Annotated in this window: 11 protein-coding genes; 7 read left to right on the forward strand and 4 right to left on the reverse strand. The window is 72.5% G+C overall.

What is annotated here, in order from left to right:
* Window positions 1–132: 132 nt before the first annotated feature.
* Window positions 133–432, reverse strand: coding sequence for a DUF1876 domain-containing protein (locus ACN6LM_RS04010; RefSeq protein ID WP_164404113.1), 300 nt, complete (start codon window positions 430–432; stop codon window positions 133–135).
* Between the two features lie 167 nt (window positions 433–599).
* Here ACN6LM_RS04010 and ACN6LM_RS04015 point away from each other — a divergent pair, with 167 nt between their 5' ends.
* Together ACN6LM_RS04015 and ACN6LM_RS04020 are read left to right on the forward strand one after the other, a co-directional pair.
* Window positions 600–1,433, forward strand: a complete 834-nt coding sequence (locus ACN6LM_RS04015; protein WP_445063863.1) for a PP2C family protein-serine/threonine phosphatase — start codon at window positions 600–602, stop codon at window positions 1,431–1,433.
* A gap of 65 nt (window positions 1,434–1,498) precedes the next feature.
* Window positions 1,499–2,494 (forward strand): MASE1 domain-containing protein, encoded by a 996-nt coding sequence (locus tag ACN6LM_RS04020; RefSeq protein ID WP_445063864.1) that lies wholly within the window; start codon window positions 1,499–1,501, stop codon window positions 2,492–2,494.
* A 9-nt stretch (window positions 2,495–2,503) separates the two neighbouring features.
* Here the strand turns inward: ACN6LM_RS04020 and ACN6LM_RS04025 are convergent, their stop codons facing one another.
* On the reverse strand, window positions 2,504–3,766 hold the full coding sequence (locus tag ACN6LM_RS04025) for a D-arabinono-1,4-lactone oxidase (protein ID WP_445063865.1): 1,263 nt from the start codon (window positions 3,764–3,766) through the stop codon (window positions 2,504–2,506).
* A 423-nt stretch (window positions 3,767–4,189) separates the two neighbouring features.
* On the opposite strand from ACN6LM_RS04025, the gene ACN6LM_RS04030 reads away from it, so the two are divergent.
* Entirely contained in the window at window positions 4,190–5,686 is a 1,497-nt protein-coding gene (locus ACN6LM_RS04030) for a sugar transferase (RefSeq protein WP_445063866.1), read from the forward strand.
* An 87-nt stretch (window positions 5,687–5,773) separates the two neighbouring features.
* Here the strand turns inward: ACN6LM_RS04030 and ACN6LM_RS04035 are convergent, their stop codons facing one another.
* Entirely contained in the window at window positions 5,774–6,751 is a 978-nt protein-coding gene (locus ACN6LM_RS04035) for a GDP-L-fucose synthase family protein (protein WP_445063867.1), read from the reverse strand.
* A 112-nt stretch (window positions 6,752–6,863) separates the two neighbouring features.
* Between ACN6LM_RS04035 and gmd the strand changes: the two genes are divergently transcribed.
* The 4 genes from gmd to ACN6LM_RS04055 all read left to right on the forward strand — a co-directional run bounded on the left by gmd (window position 6,864) and on the right by ACN6LM_RS04055 (window position 11,787).
* Window positions 6,864–7,877: a GDP-mannose 4,6-dehydratase gene (gene gmd / locus ACN6LM_RS04040; protein WP_445063868.1), complete on the forward strand. Its 1,014-nt coding sequence runs from the start codon at window positions 6,864–6,866 to the stop codon at window positions 7,875–7,877.
* 129 nt (window positions 7,878–8,006) lie between these two features.
* Entirely contained in the window at window positions 8,007–10,256 is a 2,250-nt protein-coding gene (locus ACN6LM_RS04045) for a LamG-like jellyroll fold domain-containing protein (RefSeq protein ID WP_445063869.1), read from the forward strand.
* A complete protein-coding gene (locus ACN6LM_RS04050; RefSeq protein WP_445063870.1) occupies window positions 10,253–10,963 on the forward strand; it encodes a hypothetical protein in 711 nt (236 codons plus the stop codon). Before ACN6LM_RS04045 ends, ACN6LM_RS04050 begins: the two co-directional genes overlap by 4 nt.
* Entirely contained in the window at window positions 10,960–11,787 is an 828-nt protein-coding gene (locus ACN6LM_RS04055) for a glycosyltransferase family 2 protein (RefSeq protein WP_445063871.1), read from the forward strand. Before ACN6LM_RS04050 ends, ACN6LM_RS04055 begins: the two co-directional genes overlap by 4 nt.
* On the opposite strand, the gene ACN6LM_RS04060 is transcribed toward ACN6LM_RS04055, so the two are convergent.
* Entirely contained in the window at window positions 11,779–12,948 is a 1,170-nt protein-coding gene (locus tag ACN6LM_RS04060; RefSeq protein ID WP_445063872.1) for a glycosyltransferase, read from the reverse strand. The genes ACN6LM_RS04055 and ACN6LM_RS04060 overlap by 9 nt on opposite strands.
* Window positions 12,949–13,033: the final 85 nt, after the last annotated feature.

The raw sequence follows: 13,033 nt of genomic DNA on the forward strand, positions 1-13,033 counted from the left end.
GGCCCGCCGGGCGGCGGCCCCCACGGCTGGGGCACGGACCCCTGCGGGGCTCCCCAGGGCTGCTGCTGGGCGTACGGATTCGGCTGGGGCGGCGGCGGGACCCCCTCCCCGGGGGCGGGCCGCGGCGCGCGCTCAGGCCGTGGCGTCCGACCAGGCATAGGGCGGCGGCACCGGGCCGTCCGCCCGGCCGGCGCCGGACTCGCCGATGGCCCGGTCGGCCACGCTCATCAGCTGCCCGGCGACGTCGTGCATCGCACGGCTCGCCGCGACCTCGTCGCCGATCGTGGGGACATCGGGGTCCTGAGGACTCAGCCGGGCGATCCCCTGGCCGGAGAGTCTCGCGGTGCCCGTGTCCAGCACCGCTTCCGCCTTGGTCGTCCCGCCCTCCTCGGAGAGCTCGACGCGCACCGTCCATTCCAGCGTGCGGTTCATCGCATACCTCCCGGCCCGCACCGGCCGGCGGGCGCGGGCCGCCGCACGGGTCCACTTCCAGCATCCACCCGGTCGGCCGGCGCCGCCCGCCCGGACTGCGGCCGGTCCCCGGCCGAAATAGGATGCAGACACCCGGCTCGCCATCCCCCCTCCCCGCGGAGCGGCCCATGAACCGGCGTCGTCCCTCCCGGTCGGCCAGCTCCGACGAACTGCTCACCACCCTCCACGACCTCACCTCCCGGGCCCGCCGCGAGGTGGAACTGCACCAGGCCAGGGTGGAACTGGCCGAGGCGCTCCAGCGGGAGATGCTGCCCACCGCCCTGCCGTCGCTGCCGGGTCTCCGGACCGCCGCCCGGTACACCCCGGCGCGCAGTGGCCTGGACATCGGCGGCGACTGGTACGACGGGTTCGTGCTCCCCGACGGGGCGCTGGCGTTCGCCATCGGGGACGCGCAGGGTCACGACGTGGAGGCCGCCGCCTTCATGGGCCAGATCCGCATCGCGATGCGCGCGTTCGCGCTCGCGGCGGAGGACCCGGGCGAGGTCGTGAGCCGTACCAACGACCTGTTGCTCGCCGCCGACGCCGGGCTGCTCGCCACCTGCACCTTCGCACGTCTCGACCCGGCCTCCGGGCAACTGCGCAGCGCCCGGGCCGGGCATGTGGCCGCCGTCTGGGCCACCGCCGACGGCCGGGCGGGCACCACGGACGACGAGGGCGGGCTGCCGCTCGGTGTGCAGTCGGGCGAGAGGTATCCGGTCACCACGCGCTCGCTCAGTGGCGAAGGGGCCTTCGTGCTGCTGACCGACGGGGTGGTCGAGGGCCCCTCGTACTCCCTGGACGCGGGGCTGGACGAGGTGGTGCGGCTCGTACGGTCCCGGGTGGGCGAGGACGCCGACGCGCTGGCCGACGCGATCATGGGCACCGCCGAGCGGACGGGGCACCAGGACGACGCCGCGGTGCTCGTCCTGCGCCACGGGCGCTTCGCCTCCGGCGGAGGGTGACGGCGCCCCGCCCGTTCGTGCGTGTCACACGGCGCCGGCCTCGGCACCGGTGTCTGATGAGAACCGTGATCCGCAGCGAGAGGAACCGCCGTCACCTGCTGGCGGTCCTGCGTGTCGTGGGTGTCGCCGCCGCCTACTACGGGTCGGCCCGCCTGGGGCTGCTGCGGGAGGTGACCGTCGAGGGAGCGGTGGTCTCGCCGCTGTGGCCGCCGACCGGGATCGCGCTGGGCTGCCTGCTGTATGCCGGGGCGAGCGTATGGCCGGGGGTCGCGATCGGCTCACTTGTCGTCGTGGGCATGCTCGGCGGCACGGTGACGCCGTCCACGCTCGCCGTCGCGGCGGGCAACACGCTCGCGCCCCTGTGCGCGTACGCACTGCTGCGACGGGCCGGCTTCCGCAGGGAGCTGGACCGGCTGCGCGACGGCATCGTCCTGGTGTTCCTCGGGGCGATGGCCGCCATGGTGATCAGCGCGACCGCCGGGACGACGATGCTCGTGGCGGACGGCAAGCTGCCCGCCGGCAGCTTCTGGTCCGTCTGGGCGGCGTGGTGGGCGGGGGACGTCATGGGGGTCCTGGTGGTCACACCCGTCATGCTCGTGCTGGACCGGGTCCGGCTCCCCCGGCTCACGGACCGCTGGCCGGAGGCCGTGGTGCTGCTGGTTGTCGCGGTCACCGGAACGCTGGTCGCCACCCGGAGCTCGCTGTCGATGCTCTATCTGGTGTTCCCCATCGTCATCTGGGCGGCCCTGCGCTTCCGGCTGGCGGGCAGCGCGCCGTGCGCCCTGCTGGTGTCCGTCCTGGCGATCATGGCGGGGACGGACGGGGCCGGGCCGTTCACGGGGCACACCATCGTGGAAGTGATGGTCAACCTCACGGTGCTGAACGGCGCCGTCGCCCTCACCGCTCTCCTGCTGGCCGCCGTCGTCACCGAGCAGCAGAACATCCGGCACCGCATCGAGCACGCCTGCGAGGAACTGGCCGACGTGGTCGACCAGCTCGCCCCGGGCCGCTCGGCCGCCGCCTGGCCGTCCCGGGCCCAGGACGAACGCGGCAACCGCTGACCACGCGGGTCAGCGCCGGAAGCACCGGTCCAGGAAGGCGTTGCGGAAGGTGCCCTCCGGGTCGTAGCGGGTCATCAGCGCCTCGAAGTCCGCGTAGCGCGGGTACAGCGTGCGCAGCACCTCCGGGGCCGTGGAGAAGACCTTGCCCCAGTGCGGGCGGGCGCCGAACGGGGCCAGGGCCTCCTCGATCCCCGCGACCACCGGCGCGACGGCAGCCGCGTCCGGGATCCAGGTGAAGTGGAAGGCCACCGAGTCCCGGCCGTGGGCGGGGCTCAGCCACAGGTCGTCCGCCGCGACGGTGCGGAGCTCGGAGACCTGGAGCACCGGGGCGATCCGGTCGCGCAGCCGGGCCAGGGCCTCGTACGCGGCGGCGGCGTCCGCGCGGGCCACGAAGTACTCCGACTGGAGCTCGTCGCCGTTGCTCGGGGTGAACTCCATCCGGAAGTGGGGCAGCCGCGCGTACCAGGGGCCGGGCACGCCCTGCTGCCGGGTGCAGTTCTCGGCGGGCACCCCGGGGATCGGGTGCCGGAGGCCGTCGGCGAGCCGTGCGCCCAGCCACTCGGCGGGCATCGCGCCCGCCGCGCCCTCCTCGCCCACCCGCTGCTTCAGCCAGACCTGGCCGACCGGGCCGGGGCGCCAGTCCGTGAAGACGCTGACGCTGTAGGCGGCGGACATCACCTCGTCGAAGCGCGCGGTCAGGGTGGCCTCGGGAAGGTCCTCGTACACCCACTGCCGTATGTCGAAGGCGGGCACGAGATCCAGGTCGAGGGAGGTCACCACGCCGAGCGCGCCGAGGGAGACGACCGCGCCGGCGAAGTCCTCGTCGTCACGCCGCAGGGTGCGCGTCCCTCCGTCGGCCGTCACCAGGGAGAGGGCGCGCACGGCGCCCGCCAGTGAGCGGTTTCCCACACCCGAGCCGTGCGTGCCGGTCGCGACGGCTCCGGCCACGGAGATGTGCGGGAGCGATCCCAGGTTGGCGAGGGCGAGACCGCGCTCGTGCAGTTCGGCGGCGAACTCGCCGAAGCGGAGTCCGGCGGTCAGGGATACCGACCGCCCCGGGACGTCGATGTCCACCACGCGCGGGAGCCCGGCGAGCGACACGTGGTCGCCGGAGGTGTCCGCGATGGTGTTGAAGGAGTGCCGGGTGCCCAGGGGGCGCACGGCGTCCGAGGCGGCGACCGTCTCGCGTAGTTCGCGGACGGATCGCGGCACGCACAGCCGCTTCGCACCGAAGGTGATGTTGCCGGCCCAGTTCTTCTCCGCGGGGGTCACCGTACGTCCCTCTTCCACTCATGGCCGGGCACGTTCTCCCGACACCGCATTCTCCCAGACCGCCCGTCGGCCGCCGGAATCGAGCGGCCCGAACACCACCCGCGCAACCGCGCGAGCACGTACGGTAGTTGTCGACCGAGGTACATATCCGCACACCAACCGTTTGACGCACGTCACACATACCAACAGGTGCGCACAGAACCTGAGATCCGGTACGGATCGGGACGAGTCCCGGATCACCGCGCCTGTCTGAAGTTCACCGGAACTCCAGCGAAATGCCATGTGTGTGGATATCGTGCACCGAGCGAGGGCGCGTCCGTCAGTCCACTGGATCGGCGGATGCGCCCCGTTTGTGGCGATGCGACTGTGACTGGGGGGTTCATGGGGCATGTCGAGCTACCCGAATCCGATATACCGAGGCCCGTGGGACTGGCGGGGGCGCCACGGCCGCGGACCTCTTCAGGACTGCCGTACGACCGGGACATCCGCCGGCCGCGGCAGCTCCCGGACGTACGGCGCGAGCGCGGCGCCGGGGCGCCCGGCAGGCACCCGGGCCTGCTGACCCTGGCGGTGTGCGCCGAATCCGCCGGACTCGGTTTACCCGCCTGGCTGGTGCTCCGCGCCGGCGGGCAGCCCCAGGCGCTGGCCGGGGCGTTCGCGGCCACCCTGGTGTGGTGCGCGGTCCGGGCCGCGCGGGGCAGGTACGTATTACGTGTGCCGGGCCGCCCGTCCGGGGCGCTGGCCACGCCCGGGGACTGGTTGCTGCTCATCGGTGTGCTGGCGGTGCTGTGGACCGTCCTCGACGCGCCCATCGACCCGGCGGCGGCCGTCGTCGCCCTGATCCCCGGGCTCCCGGCCGCGGCGGGCACCTCGTGGGCGTGCCGGCTGGCCCGGTCCGGGACGCGCCGGACGGCGCGCCGGGTGCTCGTGGTCGGCGAGGCCCCGGGGGTGGACCGGGCGGTGCGGCTGCTCACCTCGCGGGAGGACCACGGCTATCGCGTGGTGGCCGCGCTGCCGGTGGGCGCGGCGGCGCTGAGCTGCGAGGTCCCGGTGCCGGGGCGGCTGGCTCCGGTGCCCGAGGGGGACGACGCCTCGACCGTGCTCGGCGCGGCCTTCGCGCACGAGGCGGACCTCGCGCTGGTGGTCCCGGGCCCGGGACTGGCCGAGGAGCGGTTGCGGCGGCTGACCTGGGGGCTGCACGACGGCGGGCTCGAAGTGTCGGTGCTCTCGCACCTCTCGGAGACCGCCGCGGACCGGATCCGGCCCTCGTCGGCGGCCGGGCTCACCCTGCTGCACATCGTGCCGCCGCTGCGCCGGGGGCTCCAGCCGGCCCTGAAGGGGGCGGTGGACCGGGCGGGGGCCGCCTGCGGGCTGGTCGCCCTGGCCCCGCTGCTGCTGCTGATCGCGGTGGCGGTCCGGTTCACCTCGGCGGGCCCGGTCTTCCACCGGCAGGTGCGCCAGGGCCAGCACAACCACCCGTTCGTCATGTGGAAGTTCCGCACGATGGTGGTGGACGCCGAGCGGCACAAGGCAGGGCTCGCCGAGGCGAACGAGATCGAGGGCCCGATGTTCAAGATGCGCCGGGACCCCCGGGTGACCCGTGTCGGCCGCCTGCTGCGCCGCTCGTCGCTGGACGAACTGCCCCAGCTCATCAACGTCCTCAAGGGTGACATGTCCCTGGTCGGCCCTCGTCCTCCGCTGCCGGACGAGGTGTCCCGGTACGACGAGCGGGAGTTGCGGAGGCTCGCGGTGAAGCCGGGGCTGACCGGCCTGTGGCAGGTCAGCGGCCGGTCCGACCTCTCGTGGCAGGAGACGGTGTCGCTCGACCTCTGGTACGTCGACAACTGGTCGGTGGCCATGGACATGGGGCTCATGGCCCGGACGCTGCGCGCCGTCACCGACGGCCGCGGGGCGTACTGAGGACGGGGGCGGATGACTGCCGGGGGAAGGGGCCGGGTCGGCCGCCCGCCGATGACGGGGGCGGGCCGCCCGGCCGGGCGGGGGCGGCTACGCGGCCCGCTGCCGGAGCCACCAGGAGTACGTCTCCGCGATGCCCTCCTTCAGAGGGATGCGTGGTGCGAAGCCGAGGGAGGACAGCAGGGTGACGTCGAGGAGTTTGCGCGGGGTGCCGTCGGGTTTGCCGGTGTCCCAGCGGACGTCCCCTTGATAGGCCGTCACCTCACGTACCAGCGCGGCGAGTTCGCGGATGGTGAGGTCGTCGCCGCAGCCGATGTTGACGGGTGTGTCGTCGTCGTAGCGCTCCAGCAGGAGTGCGCAGGCGGCGGCGAGGTCGTCCACGTGCAGGAACTCGCGCCGGGGGTTTCCGGACCCCCAGAGCGTGACGGCCGGCGCGCCGGACTCGCGGGCCTCGTGGAAGCGGCGGATCAGGGCGGGCAGGACGTGGGAGGTCTCCAGGTCGAAGCTGTCGCCCGGCCCGTAGAGATTGGTCGGCATGGCACTGATGTAGGAGGCACCGTACTGGCGGCGGTAGGACTGGATCTGCACGATGCCGGCGATCTTCGCCAGCGCGTACGCCTCGTTGGTGGACTCCAGGGGCCCGGTGAGCAGGGCACTCTCGGGGATCGGCTGCGGGGCGTGCTTCGGGTAGATGCACGAGGAGCCGAGGAAGAGCAGCCGCTCGGTGCCGGCCGCGTGCGCCCCCGCGATCACGCTCAGCTGTATGCGCAGGTTGTCCTCGATGAACTGCACGGGGTGCGTGCTGTTGGCCATGATCCCGCCGACCCGGGCGGCGGCCAGCACCACGGCGTCCGGGCGTATGCCGCGCAGGAAGGCGGCGGTCCGCCCGGCGTCCCGGAGATCGAGGCGGTCGCGGCCGCGAGTGATCACCTCGTGGCCGTCGGCGGCGAGGCGGCGGACCACCGCCGAACCCACCAGGCCCCGGTGGCCGGCCACGAACACGCGGGCGCCGGGGCGTAGCAGGGACGGGACTCGTTCCCGGGGAGGGCCGGGGAGATCAGTCGTCATGTTTTCGGATTGTGCCAGCAGCCGGGTGAAACGGTGACGTTTTATCCCGGATCACTCAGACCTTGATATTCCATGACCAACTGCCTTACGGGCGACCGCAGAAGGGGGACACGTGGCGAAGACCGCGCTCATCACCGGGGTGACCGGACAGGACGGTTCGTACCTGTCGGAGCTGCTGCTCCAGAAGGGGTACACGGTCCACGGCCTGATCCGCCGCTCCTCCAGCTTCAACACGGAGCGGATCGACCACATCTACCAGGGTCCGGAGCAGGAGCACCGGTCCTTCGTGCTGCACCACGCGGATCTGGCCGACGGGGTCGCGCTGGTGAACCTGCTCCGGGACATCCGGCCCGACGAGGTGTACAACCTGGGCGCCCAGTCGCACGTGCGGGTCTCCTTCGACGCGCCGCTGTACACGGGTGATGTGACCGGTCTGGGCACGATCCGGCTCCTGGAGGCGGTCCGGGCCAGTGGCATCGACACCCGGATCTACCAGGCGTCCTCCTCGGAGATGTTCGGCGCGAGCCCGCCTCCGCAGAACGAGCTGACGCCGTTCCACCCGCGCAGCCCGTACAGCGTCGCCAAGGTCTACTCGTATTGGGCGACGGTCAACTACCGTGAGGCGTACGGCATGTTCGCGGTGAACGGCATCCTGTTCAACCATGAGTCGCCCCGGCGCGGGGAGACGTTCGTGACCCGGAAGATCACCCGTGGTGTGGCCCGGATCAAGGCGGGCCTGCAGAACCGGCTGCACCTGGGCAATCTGGACGCGGTACGCGACTGGGGTTACGCCCCCGAGTACGTGGACGCGATGTGGCGCATGCTCCAGTGCGACACCCCTGACGACTACGTGGTGGCGACCGGTGAGGGGGTCAGCGTCCGGCAGTTCCTGGAGTACGCCTTCGAGCACGCCGGCCTCGACTGGCGCGAGTACGTCCGCTACGACGCGAAGTACGAGCGGCCCAGCGAAGTCGACGCGCTGATCGGCGACGCCTCGAAGGCGGGTCAGCTGCTCGGCTGGAAACCGGCGGTACGGTCCCGGGAGCTGGCCCGGATCATGGTCGACGCCGATGTGCGCCGGCTCTCCGACGAACTCGCGGGGGCCGCCGTGCGCGTGGACCGGTAACAGGCTCCGGCGCGCCCCCACTCCCACCGGTGACACGGTGGGCCGCACGCGCCGGTTCGGGCGGGGCCCCGGCTCCGCCTACTCGACCGCGGCCAGCGGGCCGCAGCTCGTTCTCACCTTCGGAGCTGAATGATGAACGGAACCACGGGGCGCCGACGCGGCCGGACGAGGGCCGCGGCCGCGGCGCTCGGCCTGCTCGCGGGCGCCCTGAGCGCCGCCGCCGCGGGCAGTCCCCCGGCCGCCGCCCTCACCGCGCCCATCTCGATCACCGCGGACGACCTGTCCACCTGGCAGACCAACGGCATCGTCTGGTCGATGGCCGCGTCCGAGGACGGTGTGGTCTACGCGGGCGGCACCTTCTCCACCGTACGGCCGCCGGGGGCAGCGGCCGGGACCTCCGAGCAGCCCGCGGTGAACTTCGCCGCGTTCGACACCTCGACGGGGGCGCCCACCGGCTGCTCCCTGTCGTTCACGCTCTCCTCGGGGACCGCGACCGTACGCGCGCTGGCCCTGTCCCCGGACGGTGAAACCCTCTACGCGGGAGGGCAGTTCGGGGCGGTGAACGGGGTGGGCGTCAGCAACATCGCGGCCATCGACACCGCCACCTGCACCCCGCGCCAGAACTTCAAGGTCGCCGTCTCGGCCACCGTGCGGGCGCTCTCGGTCACCGATGACACGGTGTACCTGGGGGGCGACTTCAAGAGCGTGGCGGGGCAGTCCCGCAACTTCTTCGCCGCCGTGACCACCGGTGCCGCGCTGAAGCCGTGGACGGCGAACGCGGACGAGGTGGGCCGGGCGGTGGAGGTCGCACCGGACGGGCAGCACGTGGTGCTCGGCGGGGACTTCTTCACCGTGAACGGCACCACCTCGCACGCGCTGGCGGTGGTGGACGCCGCCACCGGCGCCCTGGACAAGAGCTACCCGGGCTTCATCCCGAACACCTCCACGGTGCAGGACCTCACCAGCGATTCCAAGCAGTTCTACACCGCCAACGAGGGCACCGGGGGCGGGGTGTTCGACGGCCGGATCGCCCTCGACCTCACCACGTTCAACCAGGTCTGGCGCGACACCTGCCTGGGGGCCACGCAGGCCCTGCTGGTGCACGACGGGGTGCTCTACAGCGGCAGTCACGCGCACGACTGCGCGTCCATGGGCGAGTTCCCCGACCAGCCGCGCAAGCATCTGCTGGCCCAGTCGGTGGACGACCCGAAGCTGCTGCCGTGGTTCCCGGACACCAACGACGGGATCGGCGAGCCGGTCGGCCCGCGCGTGATGGCGCAGACCGACAAGGGCGGCCACCACTACCTCTGGGTGGGCGGCGAGTTCACCACGGTCAACAGCAAGGCGCAGCAGGGGCTCACCCGGTTCGCCGACGGCCCGGACACGGGGGCGCCCTGGGTGCCGAACGTCAGCGTCTCCACGGTCGCCCCGGGCAAGGTGGACGTGAACTGGCAGACCAGTTTCGACACCGACGACGGGGTGCTGACGTACCGGATCTACAAGGACGGGGCATCCACCCCGGTCCGCACGACGACGGGGTACTCCGTGTTCTGGGACCGTCCGCAGCTGCGGTGGACGGACACCGACGTCGCACCCGGTGAGACCCACACGTACCGGATCAGCGCGAGCGACGGCACCAACACCAGCGCGAAGTCGCCGGCGGTGAGCGCGACCGTGGCCGCCAAGGCCGAGAGCTATCCGGCGAAGGTGCTCTCCGACGGGGCGACCCTGTACTGGCGCTACGACGAGGGCACCTCCACCTTCGCCGCCGACACGGGGGCGGGGCTCGACAACGGCTTCCTGCGCGGCTCGCCCTCGTACCGGCAGACCCCGGCGGCCGTGGCCGGGCCCTCGACCGCCATCGGCTTCAACGGGTCCACCCAGTACGCGTACGGCAACCGCAGCCGGTCCCAGATCACGGCCTTCTCCGTGGAGACCTGGATCAAGACCACGACGACCCGGGGAGGGAAGATCATCGGCTTCGGCAGCAACACCATGGAGCTGAGCGGCAAGTACGACAAGCACGTGTACATGCTCAACGACGGGCGTCTGACGTTCGGCACCTCCAACAACGGCGGCCAGACCGTCAGCACGACCGGGGCGTACAACGACGGCGCCTGGCACCACGTCGTCGCCACCCAGGGCTCGGGCGGCATGGCCCTGTACGTGGACGGGCAGCTGCGCGCCTCGAACTCGCGGTACACCAAGAGCGCGAACTACACCGGCTACTGGCGGGTGGGCGGGGACAACCTCGCGACCTGGCCGAACCGGCCGACGAGCAACTTCTTCGCCGGCCAGATCGACGAGACCGCCGTCTACCCGGCCGCGCTGACCGCCACCCAGGTCAGTGCCCACTACGCGCTGAGGAACAGCGGATGAGGAACGCCTTCCTGGCCGGTGCCGCCGTCGTTCTCGCGACGGCGGCGCTGGCCGCCTGCGGCTCGTCCTCCGGTGACGGGCGCGGGGACGGGGGCGACAACGCGGCGGAGGCGCCCTCCGGCGTCTCCTCCGGCCCCGTGGCCGGGGCGGACGCGGAGCCGTCCGGGGCCGCGTCCGCCGGCCCCCGGCCCTCCCGCGGCAGCGAGCCGCCCAAGATCCCCACCGACCGGCTGACGCCCGCCACCGGCACGTTCACCAAGAAGCAGAAGGAGTACCTGACCGACCGGGTGCCCGTGGGGACGGACCCGGCGGCGGTGCTGCAGACCGGGCAGGAGACCTGCGCCCGGCTCGACTACCTGGTCAAGGTGGACCGCGACACGGCGGTGGGCGCCGTCGTGACGGGCGAGATCACCGGCGCGCAGCCCGCCGTCGCCCATCTCTGCCCCCGGCACGAGGACCTCGTGGAGCGGGCCTCGCACGGGTACGCCGACGGTGTGCACCGGGGCGCAGGGCTGCGGCCCGGCCGCTACCGGAACGTCTCCCCCACCGCGGACTGCACCTGGGAGGTGACCGGCCCCGGCGGGAAGGTCCTGGCCTCCGGCTCCTCGCACGACGGGAAACGGGCCGCGCTCACGATTCCGGGGGCGGCGCTCGCCTTCACCTCCACAGGCTGCTACGCCTGGCTGCCCGAAGGGGACAACGGATGAACAAGCTGCCGATAGCCGTGGCGATCCCCACGAAGAACGAGGGGCTCAACATCGCGGAGGCCGTGCGGTCGGTCATCGACCACTTCGAGGCGGTGGTCGTCGTGGACTCGCACAGCTCCGACGACACGGCGAAGATCGCCGCCGAGTGCGGTGCCGAGGTCGTCCTGTACACCTGGGACGGCGGGCACCCGCGGAAGAAGCAGTGGTGCCTGGACCAGGTGCGCACGGATCTGGACTGGATCCTGCTGCTCGACGGGGACGAGCGGCTGAGCCCGGGGCTGCTGGCCGAGCTGCGGGGGATCTTCGCCGATCCGGGAGCGCCGAAGCCGGCCGCGTACGACATCCCGCTCGGCTACTGGTTCTCCGGGAAGCGGCTGCGGCACGGCTACACCATCCGCAAACGCTCCCTGACCGACCGGACCCGCTGCCACTACCCGGAGGTGGGCGATCTGGAGGCGCCGGGGATCGGAGAGGTGGAGGGGCACTACCAGCCGGTCGCACAGAGCACGGCGGCGCTGCGCCATCCGATCGAGCACCAGGACCTGGACCCGGTGACCGCCTGGTTCGAGCGGCACAACCGCTACTCGGACTGGGAGGCGTGGCTCAACCACCATCCGGAGGTCAAGGAGCAGGTTCGTCGTGCCAAGTCACGGCAGGGGCAGCTGTTCCACAAGGCGCCGTTCAAGCCGCTCCTGTCCTTCGCCTATATGTACGTCTACCGGCGGGGCTTCCTCGACGGGCGCGCCGGATTCGACTTCGCCCTGGCGATGAGCTTCTACCGGTGGCAGATCGCCCTCAAGTCGCGGGACAGGCCGTCACCTTGACGCCTTCGCCCTCCGGCGGACCACGTCCTCGTAGGTCCGCCGGAGGGTACGGGTGACGACCTCGATGGTGAAGTGCTCGTTGACCAGCTCCCACGCCGCCTTGCCCGCCACGGCGTTGGCGTCCGGCTCCAGCAGCTCCAGGACCGCCCGCGCGACCTTGTCCGCGTTGGCGGCGTCCTCCCCGACACGGCTGTCGATGACCCGGCCGGCGCCGGCGCGCGCCACATCGGGCCCCAGGCCGCAGGTGCGGGTGATGACGGCGGGCGTGCCGACGGACATCGCTTCCAGGACCGAGACGCCCAGGGGTTCCTCGATGGACGGCAGGACGTACACATCGGCCTCGCGGCCCGCCGCCAGCACCTCCTCGTGGCCGAGCGGCCCCACGTGGTCCAGCGAGCCCGTCACACCGAGGCGACGCGCCAGTCCGAGGGTGTCCGGCAGGGCACCGGTGTCCGGACCGGCGAGGACGAAGCGGGCGTCGGGGTGCTCGGCCAGGACGGCGGGCATCGCGGCGACGAAGTCCTCGGGGCGCTTGCGCTGCTGGATGCGGGCGAGGAAGAGCACGGTCGGCGGCCGGCCGGGCTCGCGGCACGGTTTGAAGGGCTGCGGGCGCACCCCGTTGACCAGGCGCACGGTCCGGGTGAGCGGCACGGGGGCGGCGACGGCGTTGACGTCGAGGCGCTCGGCCTCGGTGAGGTGGAGCACCGCGTCGGCGCCGCGCAGCACCTTGCGTACGCCCAGGACGTCGGTCAGCTGGGCGACGCGCTTCTCGGTCGGGTCGACCATGCCGTGGGTCTGGACGACCAGGGGTGTGCCGGAGGCCAGCGCGAGCAGGGCGGCGGGCAGGGTGACCAGGTCGCGCATCAGGTGGACGTGGACGAGGTCGGCGCCGCGCATCATGCGGTGCGCGGTCCTCAGCAGGGCCGCCGAGGTGATCCCGCTGACCTCGAACACCGGCAGCAGGTGGCGGGCCTGGAAGAGGTGGACGGGGACGCCCTCCACCTCGTGCGGCAGCGGGCCGTCGAAGCCGTCACCGAGCGCCATGATCCTGGCGTCGTCGCCCCCGGCGCGCTGGACCTTGGAGAGGTTCAGGGCCACCCGGGTCGGACCGCCGAAGGCGTGGTCCGGGGTGTGCAGCGTGACGATGTGCAGGATCTTCACCAGGGTCCCCCTCGTCCGGCCCTGCCCAGACTAGTCGCCACATCTCCTCACGTGTGGTGATTCGTTAATGTGTAGTCACGCAACC

It is taken from the genome of Streptomyces sp. SAS_281 (genome assembly GCF_052542855.1).